The sequence below is a fragment of the Anaerobacillus alkalidiazotrophicus genome (genome assembly GCF_001866055.1).
The window spans coordinates 359,779-379,848 of record NZ_MLQS01000001.1 but is presented as its reverse complement, the minus strand read 5'-3'; the positions used below and the strand labels follow the sequence as shown (position 1 = coordinate 379,848).

The following is a 20,070-nucleotide window of genomic DNA, read 5'->3' as shown; positions in this document are numbered from 1 at the left end:
AGTAGTGGCTCTGAGTTTAAGAGTTCACTACTTTTTCTATTATTTACGTTTGTTTGGAAATGTATACCACAAATGCTTGAATGGGAAAATGTAATCAAACGAGAAACTAAACAATTATAGAATTCATTAAGTAAGATACATTATAAAATAAAAGGAGGGATTACGGTGACATTAGCCCAACTAAAACAAGAAATCATTGCATATAGTATCAGTATCGGAATTGATAAAATTGGCTTTGCATCTGCTGATCCCTTCGTTGATCTCAAAGATAAGCTAATAAACCAACAAGACTTAGGGTATCAATCAGGGTTTGAAGAACCTGATATTGATAAACGAGTTCACCCGGAACTTTTGCTCCCGGAGGCAAAGTCGATAATTGCAATAGCTTTAGCATACCCATCAAAGATGAAACATGCGCCGTTAAGTACAAAAGGTGCAAGGCGAGGTTTATTTTGTAGAGCATCTTGGGGAGAAGACTATCATAAAATTCTAAAACGTAAAATGGAGCAATTAGAAGCCTTTATTTTAGAAAAAGCACCTAATGCTAGGGTGGTTTCAATGGTCGACACAGGAGAATTATCTGATCGCGCAGTGGCCCAAAGAGCTGGGATTGGTTGGAGTGGTAAAAATTGTTCAATTATCACTGAAGAGTTTGGGTCGTATGTATATTTAGGGGAAATTATTACTACATTAGCTTTGCCACCAGATACTCCAATTACTGAGCAATGTGGTTCGTGTACAAAATGTATCGATGCTTGCCCCACAGGTGCTATCGTTCAAGGTGGACAGTTGGACTCAAATAAGTGCATTGCTTTTTTAACACAAACAAAAACGTTTTTGGCCGATGAATATAGAGAAAAAATTGGAAACAGAATATACGGATGTGACACATGTCAGCAAGTATGTCCAGAAAACAAAGGGAAGGACTTTCATTTACATGATGAAATGGAACCAGATCCTGAAGTTGTAAAACCATTACTAAAGGAACTATTATTTATTAGTAATCGCCAATTCAAAGAAACATATGGTCTTCTATCCGGAGCTTGGCGTGGGAAAAAACCACTCCAGAGAAATGCAATTATTGCGCTTGCACACTTTAAAGATGTCAATGCTATTACAGATCTTGAAAGGCTGCTAAAAGAAGATCCGCGACCGGTAATTAGAGGGACGGCGGCTTGGGCAATTGGTAAAATAGCAGCAGAAAAATCCGAATTAATACTAAAAGTGGCGAAAGAGAGAGAAAAAGATGCAGATGTGCTACGTGAGATTGAAAAAGGGCTGAATTTGCTTGAAAATCACAATATTTAACCGTGGAAAAGGATTTTATTGTCAAGTACTATTAAGACAAGACTGGATTGAAAAGAGGGGAAAGTATGGAAAAGAGATTGGCCATTTTCTATGATGAAATGGATAGCCCACTTGGTCCGTTAACGATTGTTTGCAGTGATTTAGGGGTTTGTTTAATCGAATTTGGATCCATAGAACAGGCTTTAACCAATATAAAAGTCTGGATGAAAAAAAATTTTATTAAAGGTGAATTGTCTTTAAACCATGAAAAAGTAAAACCAGTCATTACTCAACTAACTCAGTATTTTAAAGGAAAAAGAGTTACATTTGATTTGCCAATTGATTTGATAGGGACGAAATTTCAATGCCTTGTTTGGGAAGCATTAAGAAACATTGAATATGGTGAAACAAAATCTTATAAACAAATAGCAAAAGAGATCGGAGCTCCTAAAGCAGTTCGAGCTATTGGTGGGGCAAATAATAAAAACCCTCTTCCAATCATTATTCCATGTCATCGAGTGATAGGGAGCAATGGTGCTCTCGTTGGCTATGGTGGCGGTGTTGAGAAAAAAGAAATATTGTTAGAAATTGAAGGTTCTATAAAAAAGATTTCTTAAAGTGATTACGTTTACGTAGTCACTTTTTTTCGTACTTATTAGAGGCTATATTGGGTAACCGATCAATGAAGGTGGAAAGTTCTGGGATAAACATCATGTAACTGTTTTAGTGAACATACATTTAATTAGCAGAAAAAACGTCAAAGGAGAGGTTTTTAATGAGCTGGTTAAATGAGCTAAAAGAACATATTAAGTTGTTAAATAGTTCATATACTATGAATGTTGCAAGAAATGGTTATATAAGAGAAGATGAACAACAATCTTTTCAAAGAAAACAGGATGGTTTAGAAGATAGGGGAGCTAAAATAGTTAAATCGATTGTTGATGGTAGGGTCATTAGTGCACAAAAAATTGATGGTCTTAGACAAGTTGATTATATAGTACATTATCAGCATCTCATAAAACAAAAAAGTAAGTTTTATATGGAAGAAAGGCAAGAAGAAAGGCGGGCAATTTTCTCAGCAGAAGAATTAATCGATGATTATTGCCGTTTAAATGAAAAACTATTACTGAACAACGAGTTACCACCAACCCAAGAGCGTGACGGTTTAGAAGAAGAATATAGATACGCATACTCACGACTAGAAGCTGTACGTTATGCTGAACGGTGGTGGAATGGTTACAATCCTAACTATAAAAAATTTGAGAATAATTGCACTAACTTTGTTTCCCAGTGTATCCATGCAGGAGGTACTCCGATGACGGGGCATCCAAATCGTAGCAAAGGTTGGTGGTATCGTAATAAAAATTGGAGCTTTAGTTGGGCAGTTGCCCATTCATTACGTTGGCATTTAAGTGGATCAAAAGTTGGCCTAAGAGCTAAAGAAGTATCAAAACCTGAGGAATTACTAAAAGGTGACGTTATTTGTTATGATTTTAGTGGAGATGGTAGATGGCAACATACAACAATTGTTGTTGCAAAAGATGAGAATAATATGCCGTTAGTCAATGCACAAACAACAAATAGTCGAATGAGGTATTGGGCTTACGAAGATTCTACTGCCTGGACTCCGAATATAAAGTATAAATTCTTTCACATTATTGAATGAGTATATTTCATAATTACGACCGGTTTGGTGTAACTATAATAGTATATTAGGAATTTCAATATGAAATTTATTAAATTAAGATAATTTAGCAGTACTAGTTGTAATCAGTTAAACACAACTAGTACCTCTTTTTTTATGGGTATATTTTAAAGGAAGGAGGCCTCTGGCTATAATACGTTAAAAAAATTATCTTTTTCCTAACTAGTTGGAAATGCTATAATAAAAAGACTTCCTTCAGTGGGAGTTTTTCTTTGCGCCATAAGAAATTAAAACTAAAGCTTTCCGCTATTTAGGACTTGGTGAAAAGCCAAAGTTTTCCTAAGCATAATAAAAGGATAATTTGTTAAGAAATAGAGGTGAAAAAATGGGATTACATATCGTTTTATATCAACCCGAAATCCCAGCAAACACAGGAAATATTGCTCGTACTTGTGCAGGGACTAATACGTCATTACATTTAATTCGGCCATTAGGATTTTCAACAGACGATAAAATGCTTAAAAGAGCAGGGTGCGACTATTGGCCAAATGTAAAAATTAATTATTATGATTCGATGGATGAATTATTTGAAACTTTCCCAGAGGCAAACTTTTACTTTATTGAAACAGTAGGAAAGAAAAATTATACTGATTTCGATTATAGTAATTTAGAGAGTGATCATTTCTTCGTATTTGGTCGTGAAACAACAGGTTTACCTAAGGATTTATTAGATGCGAATATAGACCGTTGTTTACGTATTCCGCAATCAGATAAAATTCGTTCTTTAAACCTTTCAAATACTGCAGCTATATTAGTGTATGAGGCATTACGACAACGGAATTTTCCGGATTTAACTTAAACAAAAGAGCTGACATTACACGTCAGCTCTTTTTCAGGATACTTAAAGTAAAGGAAAGATTTTTTTTGAAAAATACATATTTAACTAGCCATTTCCCGTTAATTTCAATTATTCTGTTTAGTACTTCCTTATCTTTATATGTCGAAGGAATCATTATTCAAAAGCTGTATGATTTAGGTGTTTACCAAGGAATGACGGAAGTGTTTTCTGAGAGTGGGATAAAATTAACACTATTATTTTTACTTTTATTATTTTTCTTCATGGTATTTGCAGCTTTAAAGCTGATTGCTAATACAATGATTGAACTTTCACTTCTATTTTTTTCAAATGATAAAGAGGGAGTAGAGCTAACAAAAATTCGATCAGGCTCTTGGCTTTACCTAGTAGGTAGTGTCGTATCATTATTTTTGTTTTATCATATAATGTTTATTCTGATCATTTTAATAGTAGTTACCCTTAGTTACTTTGTTTTCTTTGTTTATAAAGTGAGTTCGTCTTTATCTTCGATTGGCTTAATAGGCATGGTTTTTTTTCACGTCTTTTTTTGGTTTGCGTTTGTTCTTTCAGTATCATATGCCATGACCAAACTGTATAACAGTTTTTTAGCAAGTTTGCCAATTTAGAAAAAATGTAGAATGTTAGTTTTTCGAATAATCTAATATTCTACATTTTTTGGATTTAGTCTTGCATTAAATCGCGCCAAATGAGTAAATGAGGAGCACGTGAATTTATATGAGATAGGCTTTTCGGTTGATCGTACCCAACCCAAACTCCTGTTGTATACTCTTCATTAAGTCCGATAAACCAAAGGTCAAAAAAAGCGTTGGTTGTCCCTGTTTTCCCTCCAATAAAATTATTCCCGGAGTTAAAGTAAGCTTTTCTTGCTGTTCCTTCAGTGATGACTTTATTTAGTAAACTTCTCATTTTAGAATTGGTTTCTTTATTCCATACTTGCTGTGGCTGTTTATCCCACTCTAGTAATACTTTTCCGTTTGAATCCAATACCTTCTCAATGCCCCTTGCTTTTTGGAACATCCCGTCATTGGCAAATATAGTGTAGGCTGTTGTCATTTCTAACGGGCTCACGCCATATGTGAGTCCACCTAAGGCTGAAGGTAAGTTGAAATCCTCTTCAACTATTTTTGTGAAACCCAATTTAGAGAAGTAAGAAAAAGCCGTTTCGATCCCTATTTGGTCAAGCATTCGAACAGCAGCTGTATTGTAAGAATGTTTAAAGGCAGTTTCTAACCTTACATTTCCATAGATAGTCCCACCGTAATTTCTTGGACAATAACCATTTTCACAAAAATTCGAAGCGTTAATGGAATTATTGATTGAGCTATTCCTTTCTGATAAATATGGACCAAATACTAGTAGTGATTTTATAGATGATCCTGGTTGGCGAAATGCTTGAAAACCACGATGGAAATCAAACTTTTTGTATTGTTTTCCACCACTAATTGCAACAATATTGTTTGAGCGATGATCAATTATGACGGCAGCACCTTGTATACTCTGATTGGGGATGTGCTTAGCGATGACCTGGTAAATATTCTCTTGCTTTTTTGGTTGAAGTGATGTATGAATGTCAATGCCGCTTGAAAGCAGTTCCTCTACACGTTTTTTGCGACGGCTTATATATTGATTTTTATGCTCATTTGTAGAGGCACGTTCAATCTTTTGATTATATCCCTCTTTTTCCCCAACTAATTGTTCAAGTTCATAATGGATATAGGTTACGTAATCTGGATAGAGATCGATTTTTTTTGATGGGTTTAATGTTATTTTTCTATCTCTAGCAGCATTGTGCTGCTCTTTCGTGATGAATTGTAGTTCCAGCATTTTAGTTAATATCCAGTTTTTTCTTTCGGTTGTATTACCGGGGTTGATAAAAGGATTATAATGAGTCGGATTGTTTGGTATTGCAAGTAAATAGGCTACTTCAGCTAATGAAAGTTCACTAACAGAACGCGATAAATAAAATTGACTGGCAGCTTCGATACCATAAACGCCATTTTGGAAAAATATTGCATTTAGATAAAGTTCAAGAATTTTTTCTTTTGAAAACATTTTTTCAACCTGAAAGGCGTACAACAATTCTGTAAGTTTACGATTGTAAGTACGGTCATTTGTTAAATAAATATTTTTAACTAACTGTTGTGTAAGTGTACTTCCGCCTTGCTCAACTGATTGGTTTTCAACATTCACCAAAAAAGCTCTAGCAATACCAGTTATATCAAAACCTTTATGTGAAAAAAATTGTCGATCTTCTGTGGCAATAATTGCTTCGATAAAGTATGGTGGTATCTCATCATAAGAAATATAAATACGATTTTCCTCTCTATAAATTTCAGAAATTATATCCCCGTTTGAATCATATATATAGCTATTATTATGTAGAGAAAAATCATAAGTAGTTACTTTTTCTCCTAAAAGGCTTTCTATAGTCTGAACTTGACTTAACTCATTTGAAAAACCAATGAAGGAAAATGAAAAAACGCTAATAAAGATCAAAATAAGAAAAAAACCTAGGATTTTTCCCAACAAACTCACTCTTTCTAGAAATTTTTTACTACCACTAGACTTGATTTTCTAGTCCTTTAGTAGCGATTAATAATAAAAACTACTTTTTATTTTAGCATTTTAGACTTTAGAACTGTTATTTTTTTTATATGGAATAAGGTGATTAGTGAATGAACAAGTTATTTAGCGCATAGTATTAAATCAAGTACGTAATTTAAGCAGATAGATTGGGAGGAGGATTTAATGAGTATCTTAGATAGACTTAAAGAGTTTCGAGAAGAAGAGAAACGACTTACTTGGGAAGGTACGTTCCGTGAATATTTAGAAATCATTAAAAAGAAGCCTGAGGTTGCGCAGACAGCACATTCTCGTATTTATAATATGATAAAGGATGCTGGCATTGAAGAGGTTGATGGGAAGAAAAGTTATAAGTTCTTTAGCAATGAAATCTATGGATTAGAAGAAGCTATCGAGAGGTTGGTAGAAGAATATTTTCATTCAGCAGCTAAAAGGTTAGATGTTAGAAAGCGTATTTTATTACTAATGGGACCTGTTAGTGGCGGTAAATCAACCTTAGTTTCAATGCTGAAAAGAGGTTTAGAGAAATACTCTCGATCTGAAGATGGTGCTATTTATGCCATTAAAGGCTGCCCAATGCATGAAGATCCATTGCACTTAATCCCTCATCATTTAAGGGAAGATTTTTATAATGAATATGGAATAAAGGTAGAAGGGAACCTCTCTCCTCTCAATATGATGCGCTTGGAACAGGAGTATGGCGGTGTAATTGAAGATGTGATCGTCCAAAGAATTTTGCTTTCAGAGGATCGCCGTGTTGGTATTGGTACATTCAGTCCATCAGATCCAAAGTCTCAAGATATAGCGGATTTAACTGGAAGTATCGACTTTTCAACGATTGCTGAGTATGGTTCAGAGTCAGATCCACGTGCCTACCGATTTGATGGTGAACTAAATAAAGCTAACCGTGGTTTAATGGAATTCCAAGAAATGTTGAAGTGTGATGAGAAGTTTTTATGGCATTTATTATCATTAACCCAAGAAGGGAACTTTAAAGCCGGTAGATTTGCTTTAATCTCAGCAGATGAAATGATCGTAGCTCATACGAATGAAGCAGAGTATAAATCATTTATCTCAAATAAGAAAAATGAAGCCCTTCATTCGAGAATTATTGTTATGCCAATCCCTTATAACTTAAGAGTTTCTGAAGAAGAAAAGATTTATAAGAAGATGATTAAAGATAGTGATATTTCTGATGTTCATATTGCTCCACATGCATTAAGGGTTGCTGCTATCTTTACTATTTTAACAAGGCTCAAAGAATCAAAGAAACAAGGCGTAGATGTTCTCAAGAAACTTAAGCTTTATGACGGGCAAACTGTCGAAGGATTCAATACACAAGACGTTGAGGAAATGAAAAAGGAATACCAAGATGAAGGTATGACAGGAATCGACCCACGTTATGTCATTAATCGTATTTCCTCGGCAATAATTCGCAAAGAACTATCGTCAATTAATGCATTGGATGTATTACGTTCTATAAAAGAAGGATTAGATCAACATGCATCTATATCTAAAGAAGACCGTGAAAGATACATTAATTTCATTTCTGTAGCAAGAAAAGAATATGATGAAATTGCAAAGAAAGAAGTTCAAAAGGCATTTGTTTATTCTTATGAAGAGTCAGCTAAGACGTTGATGGATAACTATTTAGATAATGTTGAAGCATTTTGTAATAAAAATAAACTGCGTGATCCATTAACTGGAGATGAGATGAATCCAGATGAAAAGTTAATGCGTTCAATTGAAGAACAAATTGGCATTTCAGAAAATGCGAAAAAAGCATTCCGGGAAGAAATACTCATTCGAATTTCCGCTTATGCTCGTAAAGGAAAGAGATTTGATTATAATTCACATGAGCGCTTAAGAGAGGCTATACAGAAGAAGTTATTTGCTGATCTCAAAGACGTAGTCAAGATTACTACATCGACCAAAACACCTGACGAAAATCAGCTGAAAAAGGTTAATGAAGTAATTGCAAGACTTATCGACGAGCATGGATACAATTCTGTATCAGCTAATGAATTGCTACGTTATGTAGGTAGTTTGTTAAATAGATAAATGAGGAAGTTGACTCATAGTATCAGTTTTTTTCACAAGAACTGATACTATAGAGTCAACTTTTTTAAGTTGGGAAATTGAAAATTATTAAAGCCTATTATCTTTCCTCTTATTAAGGAAGGGAGCACTGTAAAAGGTATGCTGTTGTTCAAGTATTCTTTTGACTTTGTATTCTTGAAAAGATAAAAAATCTGTAGTATTAGCTTGTTTCAAGTCGAGAAAAAATTATTAAAATTTATTAAGTATAGTAGGAGATGTAACACTGTATGAAGAAACAATTATTTGGAGTAAAATGGATAATGCATGTTATCGAGTAGATATAATATATTAGAGTTGAAAAGGGGGAGGAATTACAATGTTTAAAAAAATATTGTTAGCAGCAGATGGCTCTGAACATTCCATTCGTGCAGCAGAAAAAGCTTTGGCAATATCTAAAATATGTAATGAAAGTAGTATAGAAGTTATTTATGTTATTGATGGTTCAACATCTAAATCTGATGTATTAAGTAATTTTGATGTAAAAGTTATAACTGAGCAAAGAAAGGCAAAACTTAGACCGATAGAGGAGATGTTAGTAAAAGACGATATCTCTCATAAATTTCATTTAGTTCATGGAGAACCGGGGCCGACTATTGTGAAATTTGCTAATGAAAATCAATATGATTTAGTTGTTATTGGAAGTCGCGGACTGAACACTCTTCAAGAGATGGTTTTAGGAAGTGTTAGTCATAAAGTGGCTAAGCGAGCAAACTGTCCTGTTATGATTGTAAAGTAATACATAGAGACACTTATCTTTTTTTGATAGGTGTTTTTTAACTTAGACAATTCTTGGAACGAACGTTCATTTTTCATTTACCCCACGTTTAAATAAATAAAAAATGGTAAAAATGAGCATATTAATAATTTTTAGAAAATTGATCGTGCGCATATTTAATATTTTTCTTATTAAAAATTTGGGAAGTGGACAAATGGAGATAAATAGACGATTAGAAAATATAGAAAAAAGGAAAAAAGTAAAAAAAGAAATCATAAGTTGGGCGAAAACACTAGTGGTTGTACTAGTATTAGTAGTGGCGATACGAGGCTTTTTGTTTACTAACTATATCGTTTATGGTTCTTCCATGATGCCGACAATCCAAGATCGTGACAGAGTGATAATAAATAAGATTGGATATGGTATAGGTGCACCAAAAAGATTCGATATGATTGTGTTTCATGCTAACGAAACTACAGATTATATTAAGCGTGTTATTGGTCTTCCAGGGGATTTCATTGAATATAAAGATGATGTTCTATATGTAAACGGCATAGCGGTAGATGAACCTTATTTAGTGGAAATAACGGATGTATACAAAAGGTATCCATATACACATGATTTTACTTTAGAAGAATTGACAGGAGAAAAATATGTACCGAAAGATCATTTATTTGTATTAGGTGATAATCGCCGTAATAGTGTTGATAGTAGACAAATTGGTTTTATTTCCTTTGATGACATTGTAGGGAAAGCTGATATTGCATACTGGCCAATTAAAGAATTTCGAAAACTTAAATAAAGATCGCACCCCATGTGCGATCTTTTGCTTTATAATCAGAATTTATAAATTTCTAACTCGGAAACTGTCTAGCGCAAGCAGACTATGAGCTCGATCACTTCAGTCAAGTTTCTGACTTCTGGATTTGCTTCTTTGATTATGCTTCACGCTACTTTGCTCCTGCGGTTACTCGTCGCACGGAAAACAATTGCTCCTGCGGTTACTCGTCGCACAAAACAATGCTTCGAGGAAGCCTACTTCGAAGCGTTGCTGTCAGACGCAAAAAGCACATAGATTGCGGTCAAAGATGACATCGGCATGTCCAGATTATTACGTTTTAATAAACTCCTTTATTCATTGTTTAGGATACTTGTCCAAACAAGAATTTAAAGAAATATCAGAAATTCTTGTCAACTCTAGTAAGCCTCTGCATAGGATAGAGTAAATAAAATATTTTTCTCTTCAGACATGTTAGAAATTCACACAACTATATTCCGTCGAGTTATTTATATGCAAGAGATAACAAAAATGTGATTAAAACCCAAAAAATTTTTTTGTTGAAACTTCAGAAATAGTATTAAGTATTAGTTAGTAATGTAAAATGTTTAAGCTCTATATTCCTGCCAAATGTAATGGTAATGGAATAAATTCGACAAAGAGGAGGGAATGATGGATGAAAGGCGGTAATGACAAAAATTATGTTGTCTCTCAAGAAAATTGGTCTCTTCACCGTAAAGGATATCAGGATCAGCAGAGACATCAGGAAAAAGTACAGGACGCAATTACAAAAAATTTACCAGACTTAGTTAGTGAAGAGAATATTATTATGTCCAACGGCCGAGACGTCATAAAAATCCCAATAAGATCTCTAGATGAATATAAAATTCGCTATAACTATGATAAAAACAAACATGTAGGTCAAGGAGATGGAGACAGCGAAGTAGGAGATGTTGTAGCAAGAGATGGAAGTGGAGATCAAAAGCAAGGTCCAGGAAAAGGCCAAGGTGCCGGCGACCAAGCTGGGGATGATTATTATGAAGCAGAAGTTTCAATTATGGAGCTAGAAAACATGTTATTTAAGGAATTAGAGCTGCCTAATCTTAAGCAAAAAGAGCAGGATAATATTATTGTTGAAGATATTGAATTTAACGACATTCGTAAAAAAGGATTAATGGGTAATATTGATAAAAAGCGCACAATCCTATCAGCTCTTAAGAGAAATGCAATGGAAGGTAGACCAGGAATCGCACCAATTCACAACGATGACTTAAGGTTTAAAACGTGGAATGAAATCGTCAAGCCTGAATCTAAAGCAGTTGTATTAGCAATGATGGATACATCAGGATCAATGGGGAAATGGGAAAAATATATGGCACGTAGCTTTTTCTTTTGGATGACACGTTTTCTTCGTACGAAATATGAAACAGTAGACATTGAATTTATAGCACATCATACAGAAGCAAAGGTAGTATCTGAAGAAGACTTCTTCTCAAAGGGTGAAAGCGGAGGTACGATTTGTTCAAGTGCTTACCGAAAGGCATTAGAATTAATAAATTTAAAATATGAGCCTTCAAGATATAACATTTACCCGTTCCACTTTTCTGATGGTGATAACCTAACATCCGATAATGCACGTTGCCTAAAGCTCGTTAACGAATTAATGGAAATATCAAGCATGTTTGGGTATGGTGAGGTGAACCAATACAATCGTCATAGTACACTTATGAACGCCTACAAAAATATTAACGACGAAAGATTCCGTCATTATATATTAAAAGAAAAAGGCGATGTGTATCGAGCGTTGAAGAGCTTCTTTAAGAAGGAAGAAGAAGGAGCGATGGTTTAATAAAAGGAGAAATCCTTACTGCCAGTTGAGTGCTGGTAGTAAGGATTTTTTATAATTAAATTCAGGTTATCAACAATCGGTTCTTATTCGGTAGGTACGAGATTGCTTTAGTTTATGAAACAAAACAGTAATCTCGTAGAAACAGTCTTTAAAAGAACTTTCATTTATAACAGAATCTTTTATTGCGCAGTAGACTAAATACTGTGCAATAAATATCTTCATTTTTAGATGGTTTGTGAAAAAATGAACTTAAACGAGCAGTTTTGTTGAGTAAGAACTTTTGGTCATAAATAAAACACCTCTCATTAACAAGAGGTGCTAATTGGTTAATTATTTGTCTTTTGCAAGGTTTTTTCTATTTGGAGAAAGTGGAGGCTCCTCTAACCACTTATACTGCGTCATTATATTGAACCATTCTTTTGTCACCATCAAGTTTTTCAATATAATCTTCTCATAAGTTACGGCAAGGTCAGTTCGCATTGCAGAAGCAAGTCCAGTTCCATGATAGGCTTGTGCGGTTTGTAGTAGGAAACCAATATGATACAACATTAACTTATCTGAAAAAGGAGAATCCTGAGAAGTTGTGACTTCTGTTTCCCAAGACATTGGTACAGGCAAATTATCTTTCTTTAATATAGTACTAAGTGCTTGAATTTGGTTATCCGAGGTCTTTTGCGATGTTTCCAAAAATTTTCTTACTTCTTTAGATTGGGCAACTTGGCTAAATGCAATAGAAAGAGTTTTCTCCAATATCTTCTTTTTCAAATTAAACGAAAGACTGATAATTTCAGTCGCAGCTAAAGGTCGTTTGTCCCCAAAGTAGCCATCTAAAAATTGTTGACCTGAAATAAATTCAGGAGTTGCTTCAGGGTAAAAGTAAGGGTCTCTTTGAAAATGTCCCTTTTCTAACAGTAATTCTATCGTTTGATGATACATTCTTTTTCCGTCATTATCGCATGAATCATAAAAATTTCTCAAATCCTTTCTTACAGAGGCACTAAGTGATGTTATGTGTCCCAATAAACCATGTAATGTCATAACGTGTAAATAGTGTAAACAAAAAATGTCCGAAAACAATCTTTTTGTCCCTTTATTAAGGTCTGAATCAGTAAATCCAATTGGTACAGTAAATCCCTCATTTTCAATAAACGTAGCTATCTGATTTTTCTGTTTTGCAAATGTACTTATCGCATCCTCAAAAAGTGTTCTTATTTTTTCATCTTCTATAATGGATAACATATACTTGTTTATAATATCAACAGCTGTACCATTAACATATTCTGCCCACAAAGTCCCTATCTCAGCAGATGTGAGCTTTAAATCCTCTTTATCCATAAAATCACCTCATAAAGTATATTTTACTAATTAGGAGAAATATAATCTTTTTAAAAAATATAAAGGAAATGTAAAGTTTGAATTCTTGAGAGTTATTTATATAAGTATGAATGTGTATTAACTAAAAAAGGCAAGCAAAATACTTGGCTTGCCTTTTTCGTAAACAATGTACACAAGGTAATACTTGATGAATATTCAATAATTTAATTTAGAGATTGCATCCTTAACATCGTATTTAATCTGAATATGATATTGCTAAAGAAGAATGCTACTCTAACTCCCGCAGTAATTACGCTTGAGAATAAACTAAAAAGAATATCCAAAGTATATCCCTCCACATTGAGTTTAGTGTTGAAAAATAACACTAGAGTTAGTATCTAACTGGTAAAGAAATTTATCCAGTGAAATTAAATTTAAAAGGATTTACAATTAACTTCGAACTCTGTAATTGATAAAAAAGAAGATTGCTTATTCAACTAACTGACCTTTAGTTGAACAAGACCTATCAGTTATAACAGGATCTCTTGCTGCGCAGTTCAACGATACTGGTAAAGAATTAGCACCAAAGCGACGATTCCATTCAAAGTGATCGTCTTTTCGTATTTGACGATTACTATGCCGTAATAAATGATGACAGTGAATAGTGAGTGTAGATATTCTTCCTTTTTGCTTCATGGGCTACTTCCATGAAGCAATCTAGCAATTCTTTTATAGTTCGTCCTTGTCCGTTATTTTGTCTTTCTAAATTTTAACGGAGTTTTTCCATAAGTTTTTTTAAACATTTTAGAAAAGTTTGCGGAGTAGTTATAACCAACTTTATGAGCAATTTCTTCAATACTTAAATCGGTGGTAGATAAAAGATTTGTAGCAAGAGACATTCTTAGGTTATTTATATATTCTCCGATGGATGTGTGATAAAGCTTCGAAAATCCAGCCTTCAACTTTTGTTCATTTAAAAATACCATCTTACTTAAGGCTTTAATAGTAGGGGGATTACAATAATTTTTTTGTAAAATATCATGGGCTTTTTTAATGGCCTGAATGTCAGAAAAGGTTAGTTTCATTATTCTGTTGGAACCAACTTGGATATTTCCATAGTCAATTTGATTTGTAAAAGCATTTTCCTTAGATTTTGTAACTTCATTTATTAATATAGCGATGCACTCTAAAATCTTACTTTCTAAATAAATGCTAGTTAAAGAATTTTCGTGATTTAAACATTGTAATTGGCCAATGATATCAATAATATCCAAGGGTAGATAAATATAAGTATAGTTCTTAATTAATGATTGAAAATCAATGATGTTTGGAAAATTAGGCTTTAAAATTTCGTTAAAATAATTTTCGAATATAGTTATTTCGGTTCCGTGAAAATGTTGTCCTTTTTTCCACGTCGTTGTAACTTTAAGATCTTTTTCAAGAACAAAAAATGATGAAGGAGTAAAAGAGTATACAGGATTATTTTCCATCTTAAACTGTGTTTCACCTTCATAAACTACCCCAAACCGCATTAATAACTCCGGATTATCAAAGATCAGCGAGAAATCCTCAGGTATTGTATAGTCAGCAATTAGTAAATCATAATAACCTTCTCTTGAATGATTAATAAGGTAACCAAGTTCAGGTCTAGTTTTATTCGTGTATAATGTATAATTTTCAAATTCAATTTTAGTAAAAGTTAGTTTTTCTAAAATTGTAGACTTAGATTGTTGGTAAGACGTTATGATCATTCTTTCATTCATTCTCCTTTTAAAGAAAGTATATTCCATCATTTTATATTTTTCAATTAGATGAGTTGCAAAAATAATTAAATTAGGTGCAGGTATTCCTGTGATAATGATTATCATATACAATTAACATTGCACTTGAGTTCAACCTTTTAAATGATTCTTAAGATAGGATTTTCTGTTTTCAGCCAGTATGATTTTTCTGATTTTTGAAAGTGTCGTTTGAGGGTTAAATTTTACTTAGAACTCAAAACTGAGTTGTTCATTCTAGTTACTATTTAGTTGGTCGACTGGTTATTATTACTAGCAGACACAAAGGTAGAGACATCTTATGCTAGAAATTGAATTTACTTTGTTAAAAGCCTAAGAAAGAGTTGATTTGATGGAGAAAGTAAATTTTTCACGTAGTGCAATTACATTAGAGGAGGAAGTTAGAGAAATTATCGGGCAGCCGCATGAATTGATAGTAAAGAAAAGTATTCCTTTTTTAGACGAGCATTGCAAAAAAATGATATCTGTGTCACCAATCTTTTTTCTTGCCACAGCCAATGGAGAAGGAAAATGTGATGTTTCGCCACGAGGTGATTTGCCTGGTACTATTAGCATTTTAAATAAACATCAATTAGTAATACCAGATCGTCCTGGAAATAGAAGACTAGATTCAATTATAAATATACTATCTAATCCTAATGTGGGTCTTGTATTTTTAATTCCAGGATTAGAAGAGGTGCTGCGTATTAACGGGCGAGCAACGATTATTAAAGATGAAAAAATCTTAGATAAAATGAGTTTAAAAGGTAAAACTCCATTACTAGGGATAGGAATAGATGTAGAGGAATGTTATATTCATTGCCCTAGAGCATTAAAGGAATCGAATATCTGGAATACTTCAACATGGCAAAAATCAGAGGATCTTCCATTAATATTAGAGGTATTTAATGATCATTTAAAAATAAATGGGGTTGAATTAAAGAAATAGTTAATAACGAATGTAAAATGAAACAAAATGTAATAGGAATAATTTGTAACCGACTTTATTAACTATCGCTCCTAAGTTATATAAGAAATTTCATTGACAAACTGTTTTTAAAAACTATAATAAATGATATTAATAATCATTATCAAAAAACGCGACGAGGATGGGTATATAAATGAATCTAAAACGAAAAATTTCATTAATTGCAACACTACTGATTACAATGCTTATGTTTGCACTAGTTGGTTGCTCTGGTCAGCAGTCAAGTTCAGAACCAACAACGAGCGAGCCGACTAACACGGAAACAACTGATTCTGTAGAGGTAACAAATGAATATCCAATCGTTATCAAGCATGCATTTGGGGAAACAGTAATTGAAAAGAAACCTGAGCGCGTTGCTACTATTTCATGGGCAAATCATGACGTTGTTCTTGCTCTTGATGTTGTGCCTGTAGGTTTTTCAGCTGCTAACTATGGAGTTCAAGATGAAAGCGGAATGTTACCTTGGACTGCAGAGAAATTAAAAGAACTAGGTGAAGAAAATCCGAATCTCTTCCAAGATACTGATGGTTTAGATTTTGAAGCAATTTCAGACGCTAATCCAGATGTCATTCTTGCAGCATACTCAGGAATCACTCAAGAAGATTATGATACTTTAAGTCAAATTGCTCCAGTAGTAGCATATGAAACTGGCCCTTGGGTAACTTCTTGGCGCGATCAAATTAAATTCAATTCCATGGGTATGGGAATGGAAGAAGAAGGTAAACAACTTATTGCTGATACAGAGAAATTAATTCAAGATACTGCAAATAAGTATCCAGAAATTAAAGGTAAAAAAGCTGCATTTACTATGATTAATGCGACAGATTTATCTAAATTTTATGTTTACACACCTGCAGACCCGCGTGGGGAGTTCCTTGGTGAGTTAGGAATGGAATACCCTGAAAGTCTTAAGGTTCATATTGCTGATCCAAATAGTTTTTATATCGAATTAAGTGCTGAAAATGCAGATGCACTTAATGATGTTGAAGTTTTAATCACATATGGAGATGAAAATACATTGCAAGCACTGCAAGCTGATCCAATTCTTGGGCAAGTTCCAGCAATCAAAAGAGGATCTGTTGCAGTTATTGGAGATAACACTCCGTTAGCAGCGGCTGGAAATCCAAATCCACTTTCAATTGAGTATACAATTGATGAATATGTAAGTTTAATTTCAGAAGCAGCTAGCAAGTTAAAATAAAATGTTTAACTCATCCGTTTCAGAAAACAAGCAGTTACTTATGCCGAAAAATTTTATAAGAGTTCTGATTCTTCTTATTATTTTACTCGGTATATGTGTATTGGCATCACTTGCCTTTGGCTCTCGTATAATTGGATGGACTGAACTAATGAATGGTTTATTTAACCCAGATGTACAGTCCCACGAAGCAAATGTTGTTCGCCAAAGAATTGCTAGGACTGTATTTAGTTTGATGTGTGGTGCTGCATTAGGAGTTTCTGGAGCTCTTATGCAATCAGTTACTCGTAATCCTATTGCAGATCCTAGTATTTTAGGAGTCAACACAGGGGCAGCTCTCTTTGTAGTTTTGGGGATTTCCTTTTTAAATATTAGTTCGGCTAGTCAATTTATTGGGCTTGCACTAGTAGGAGCAATTATAACTGCCATTTTTGTGTTCGGAATTGGTTCTATGGGGAGTGGTGGTGCCACGCCCCTTAAACTCGTTTTAGCGGGGGCTGCTACAAGTGCAGCATTATCCTCTCTAGTAATCGCAATAATGATTCCTCGCACAAATGTTATGGATCAATTTAGATTTTGGCAAGTTGGTAGTGTTGGATCAGGAGACTGGGGCTTGATCTCTACTTTTATTCCGTTTCTTATTTTAGGAATAATAATAGCATTATTTACGGCTCCAGGACTGAATGCATTAGCATTAGGTGATGAAGTTGCTCAAGGTTTAGGAGTACGTACTGGAATGCTTAGACTTATTGCGGCTTTTGGTGGTGTTCTATTGTGTGCTGCAGCAACAGCACTAGCGGGTCCCATTGGGTTTATTGGGTTATTAGCTACTCACGTCATACGCCTCGTTATTGGACCAGATTTACGCTATATTATCCCTATGTCAGCTTTAACAGGAGCCATTATTTTAACTATATCAGATATAAGCGGTAGGATTATTGGGAGTCCTAGTGAGTTAGAAGTTGGTATAGTTACAGCATTTATTGGGGCTCCTATTTTAATCTTACTAACTATGAAAGCGAAAATGCGTGCGTTATGATGAATGAAACTATGAATCTTATTATAGCAGGTAGAACAAAGAGACGTCGCCGTTTTATACTTGTGACTGCCTTACTTGCAAGCATCGCCTTAGCTCTTTGCTGCACGATGCTTATGTTAGGTAACACGATTTATCCCGTTCAGGATGTAGTACGTGTTCTACTCGGAGAAGAAGTAAAAGGTGCATCATTTGCAGTGGGCACGATACGTTTTCCAAGAATGGTTGCAGGTGTTTTTGCTGGATTTGCCTTCGGAGTTGGCGGATATATCTTCCAAACAATGCTGCGAAATCCTTTAGCAAACCCAAATGTCATTGGAATAACAGCTGGTTCAAGTGCAGCTGCTGTTTTTTGTATCATTGTACTACATGCAAGTAATATGGTTGTTTCTATTGCTTCTGTTGTTGGTGGACTTGCTACAGTTTTAGTTATATTTCTATTATCGAAAGGAACTTCTTTTTCTATTGGTAGATTAATATTAATAGGAATTGGAATTCAAGCAATGCTAAACGCGGTCATTTCCTATTTATTACTTATTAGTAAGCAACACGATCTTCCTACTGCAATGAGATGGCTAAGTGGCAGTCTTAATGGGGCTAATATGGAGAATCTCTATCCTCTTATCATTACTGTTCTCATATTTACTCCTATAGTCATCGTCTTCGGGAAACGATTAGATATGTTAGAACTTGGAGAGCAAGCAGCAACTTCTCTTGGAGTAAATACTGATAAAACAAGACTTGTACTTGTTATCAGTTCAGTACTTATCATTGCCTTAGCTACTGCGGCAACAGGACCAATCGCATTTGTCGCATTTCTTGCTGGTCCTATCGCAAAAAGGCTAGTTGGTGTTGGGTTTTCATGCATTATTCCAGCCGGTCTTGTTGGGATCATTTTAGTTTTAGCATCAGATCTTATTGGACAATTCGCATTTACTGCTAGATACCCTGTAGGTGTAATCACAGGAATTCTTGGTGCGCCTTACTTGATCTACTTGCTAATCCGAATCAATCGAAAGGGAGATTTATAATGAAACCAACACATATTTTCCAATCTGAAGGAATCACTGCTGGATACGATAGCCAAACAATTTTACATGATGTTAGTATTTCAATTCCAAGCAATAAAATAAGCATTATTATTGGAGCCAACGGTTGTGGTAAATCTACACTACTTAAGACGATGGCTAAGCTTATTAAACCTACATCTGGGCAAGTTACCTTAGATGGAAAACCAATCAATAAAATTCCCCCAAAACAATTGGCTCGTGTGTTAGGACTTTTACCTCAATCACCAATTGTTCCTGAGGGAATAACGGTCGCAGATCTAGTGGGACGAGGAAGATACCCACACCAAACGTTTCTTAAAGGTTGGACAAAAAAAGATTATGAAGCTGTTGCTGATGCAATGGAAATTATGAATATCACTGAATTTGCCGATCGAAATATTGATGAGCTTTCAGGTGGTCAAAGGCAGCGTGTATGGATTGCAATGGCATTGGCGCAAGAAACAGACATATTGTTTCTTGATGAACCAACAACCTATTTAGATATTACTTATCAAGTCGAAATTCTTGACTTGTTAACAGATCTTAATCGAAAAAGGGGAACAACAATTGTAATGGTTCTTCATGATATCAATTTATCCGCACGTTATGCAGACCATATCTTTGCTCTTCATAAAGGAAAGCTTGTCACAGAGGGCGGACCCTCAAAGGTTATTACAAGTAAATTGATTGAGGATATTTTTGGTCTCCATTGCACTGTAATAAGAGACCCTGTTTCGGGTTCTCCTTCTGTAATACCAATTGGAAGATATCATAATAAATTGCGAATGTATTCTTAAATAAAATCCTTACTAACAGTTGAAAGCTGTGGGTGAGGACTTTTTTTATGTAATCACAATTTATAAATTTCTAACT

The 20,070-nt window shown here is 34.3% G+C and carries 17 protein-coding genes; 14 read left to right on the top strand and 3 right to left on the bottom strand.

The features are described from left to right. Positions 1–165: 165 nt before the first annotated feature. The 5 genes from queG (at position 166) to BKP45_RS01675 (ending at position 4,414) form a co-directional block, all read left to right on the top strand. Positions 166–1,308: a tRNA epoxyqueuosine(34) reductase QueG gene (gene queG / locus BKP45_RS01695; protein WP_071388120.1), complete on the top strand. Its 1,143-nt coding sequence runs from the start codon at positions 166–168 to the stop codon at positions 1,306–1,308. A 65-nt stretch (positions 1,309–1,373) separates the two neighbouring features. Further along, positions 1,374–1,904, top strand: a complete 531-nt coding sequence (locus tag BKP45_RS01690) for a methylated-DNA--[protein]-cysteine S-methyltransferase (RefSeq protein ID WP_071388119.1) — start codon at positions 1,374–1,376, stop codon at positions 1,902–1,904. A 158-nt stretch (positions 1,905–2,062) separates the two neighbouring features. Then, on the top strand, positions 2,063–2,953 hold the full coding sequence (locus tag BKP45_RS01685) for an amidase domain-containing protein (RefSeq protein WP_071388118.1): 891 nt from the start codon (positions 2,063–2,065) through the stop codon (positions 2,951–2,953). 364 nt (positions 2,954–3,317) lie between these two features. After that, entirely contained in the window at positions 3,318–3,791 is a 474-nt protein-coding gene (gene trmL / locus BKP45_RS01680; RefSeq protein ID WP_071307785.1) for a tRNA (uridine(34)/cytosine(34)/5-carboxymethylaminomethyluridine(34)-2'-O)-methyltransferase TrmL, read from the top strand. Between the two features lie 65 nt (positions 3,792–3,856). Further along, positions 3,857–4,414, top strand: coding sequence for a DUF5366 family protein (locus BKP45_RS01675; RefSeq protein ID WP_071388117.1), 558 nt, complete (start codon positions 3,857–3,859; stop codon positions 4,412–4,414). A 55-nt stretch (positions 4,415–4,469) separates the two neighbouring features. On the opposite strand, the gene BKP45_RS01670 is transcribed toward BKP45_RS01675, so the two are convergent. Then, positions 4,470–6,335, bottom strand: a complete 1,866-nt coding sequence (locus BKP45_RS01670) for a transglycosylase domain-containing protein (RefSeq protein ID WP_071388116.1) — start codon at positions 6,333–6,335, stop codon at positions 4,470–4,472. A 222-nt stretch (positions 6,336–6,557) separates the two neighbouring features. On the opposite strand from BKP45_RS01670, the gene BKP45_RS01665 reads away from it, so the two are divergent. The 4 genes from BKP45_RS01665 (at position 6,558) to yhbH (ending at position 11,834) form a co-directional block, all read left to right on the top strand. Continuing rightward, positions 6,558–8,453 carry a PrkA family serine protein kinase gene (locus BKP45_RS01665; RefSeq protein WP_071388115.1) on the top strand — a complete coding sequence of 632 codons (1,896 nt, stop codon included), beginning with the start codon at positions 6,558–6,560 and terminating at the stop codon, positions 8,451–8,453. A gap of 355 nt (positions 8,454–8,808) precedes the next feature. Continuing rightward, on the top strand, positions 8,809–9,228 hold the full coding sequence (locus BKP45_RS01660) for a universal stress protein (protein WP_071388114.1): 420 nt from the start codon (positions 8,809–8,811) through the stop codon (positions 9,226–9,228). A 193-nt stretch (positions 9,229–9,421) separates the two neighbouring features. Beyond that, on the top strand, positions 9,422–10,009 hold the full coding sequence (lepB, locus tag BKP45_RS01655; RefSeq protein WP_071388113.1) for a signal peptidase I: 588 nt from the start codon (positions 9,422–9,424) through the stop codon (positions 10,007–10,009). Positions 10,010–10,661: 652 nt separating this feature from the next. Beyond that, positions 10,662–11,834 (top strand): sporulation protein YhbH, encoded by a 1,173-nt coding sequence (gene yhbH / locus BKP45_RS01650; RefSeq protein ID WP_071388112.1) that lies wholly within the window; start codon positions 10,662–10,664, stop codon positions 11,832–11,834. 330 nt (positions 11,835–12,164) lie between these two features. On the opposite strand, the gene BKP45_RS01645 is transcribed toward yhbH, so the two are convergent. Both BKP45_RS01645 and BKP45_RS01640 read right to left on the bottom strand, forming a co-directional pair. Continuing rightward, entirely contained in the window at positions 12,165–13,169 is a 1,005-nt protein-coding gene (locus BKP45_RS01645; RefSeq protein ID WP_071388111.1) for a DUF3231 family protein, read from the bottom strand. A gap of 728 nt (positions 13,170–13,897) precedes the next feature. Continuing rightward, on the bottom strand, positions 13,898–15,016 hold the full coding sequence (locus BKP45_RS01640) for a helix-turn-helix domain-containing protein (RefSeq protein ID WP_245747396.1): 1,119 nt from the start codon (positions 15,014–15,016) through the stop codon (positions 13,898–13,900). A 262-nt stretch (positions 15,017–15,278) separates the two neighbouring features. Between BKP45_RS01640 and BKP45_RS01635 the strand changes: the two genes are divergently transcribed. From BKP45_RS01635 to BKP45_RS01615, 5 genes are all read left to right on the top strand, one after another. Beyond that, positions 15,279–15,875 carry an MSMEG_1061 family FMN-dependent PPOX-type flavoprotein gene (locus BKP45_RS01635; RefSeq protein ID WP_071388110.1) on the top strand — a complete coding sequence of 199 codons (597 nt, stop codon included), beginning with the start codon at positions 15,279–15,281 and terminating at the stop codon, positions 15,873–15,875. Between the two features lie 172 nt (positions 15,876–16,047). Beyond that, a complete protein-coding gene (locus BKP45_RS01630; RefSeq protein WP_071388109.1) occupies positions 16,048–17,115 on the top strand; it encodes an iron-siderophore ABC transporter substrate-binding protein in 1,068 nt (355 codons plus the stop codon). A gap of 1 nt (position 17,116) precedes the next feature. After that, the gene (locus tag BKP45_RS01625) at positions 17,117–18,151 is read left to right on the top strand and encodes a FecCD family ABC transporter permease (RefSeq protein ID WP_211272939.1); all 1,035 of its coding nucleotides are present in this window, start codon (positions 17,117–17,119) and stop codon (positions 18,149–18,151) included. Continuing rightward, positions 18,148–19,179: a FecCD family ABC transporter permease gene (locus BKP45_RS01620; protein WP_071388108.1), complete on the top strand. Its 1,032-nt coding sequence runs from the start codon at positions 18,148–18,150 to the stop codon at positions 19,177–19,179. The genes BKP45_RS01625 and BKP45_RS01620 overlap by 4 nt, the downstream gene beginning before the upstream one ends. Then, a complete protein-coding gene (locus BKP45_RS01615) occupies positions 19,179–19,994 on the top strand; it encodes an ABC transporter ATP-binding protein (RefSeq protein ID WP_071388107.1) in 816 nt (271 codons plus the stop codon). The genes BKP45_RS01620 and BKP45_RS01615 overlap by 1 nt, the downstream gene beginning before the upstream one ends. Positions 19,995–20,070 lie beyond the last annotated feature (76 nt).

Bases quoted from the DNA above. Each gene is read 5' to 3' on its own strand.
- BKP45_RS01690 (WP_071388119.1), top strand. From the start codon at position 1,374: ATGGAAAAGAGATTGGCCATTTTCTATGATGAAATGGATAGCCCACTT.
- BKP45_RS01685 (WP_071388118.1), top strand. From the start codon at position 2,063: ATGAGCTGGTTAAATGAGCTAAAAGAACATATTAAGTTGTTAAATAGT.
- trmL (WP_071307785.1), top strand. From the start codon at position 3,318: ATGGGATTACATATCGTTTTATATCAACCCGAAATCCCAGCAAACACA.
- BKP45_RS01665 (WP_071388115.1), top strand. From the start codon at position 6,558: ATGAGTATCTTAGATAGACTTAAAGAGTTTCGAGAAGAAGAGAAACGA.
- BKP45_RS01660 (WP_071388114.1), top strand. From the start codon at position 8,809: ATGTTTAAAAAAATATTGTTAGCAGCAGATGGCTCTGAACATTCCATT.
- lepB (WP_071388113.1), top strand. From the start codon at position 9,422: ATGGAGATAAATAGACGATTAGAAAATATAGAAAAAAGGAAAAAAGTA.
- yhbH (WP_071388112.1), top strand. From the start codon at position 10,662: ATGAAAGGCGGTAATGACAAAAATTATGTTGTCTCTCAAGAAAATTGG.
- BKP45_RS01645 (WP_071388111.1), bottom strand. From the start codon at position 13,169: ATGGATAAAGAGGATTTAAAGCTCACATCTGCTGAGATAGGGACTTTG.
- BKP45_RS01640 (WP_245747396.1), bottom strand. From the start codon at position 15,016: ATGATAATCATTATCACAGGAATACCTGCACCTAATTTAATTATTTTT.
- BKP45_RS01635 (WP_071388110.1), top strand. From the start codon at position 15,279: ATGGAGAAAGTAAATTTTTCACGTAGTGCAATTACATTAGAGGAGGAA.
- BKP45_RS01630 (WP_071388109.1), top strand. From the start codon at position 16,048: ATGAATCTAAAACGAAAAATTTCATTAATTGCAACACTACTGATTACA.
- BKP45_RS01625 (WP_211272939.1), top strand. From the start codon at position 17,117: ATGTTTAACTCATCCGTTTCAGAAAACAAGCAGTTACTTATGCCGAAA.
- BKP45_RS01620 (WP_071388108.1), top strand. From the start codon at position 18,148: ATGATGAATGAAACTATGAATCTTATTATAGCAGGTAGAACAAAGAGA.
- BKP45_RS01615 (WP_071388107.1), top strand. From the start codon at position 19,179: ATGAAACCAACACATATTTTCCAATCTGAAGGAATCACTGCTGGATAC.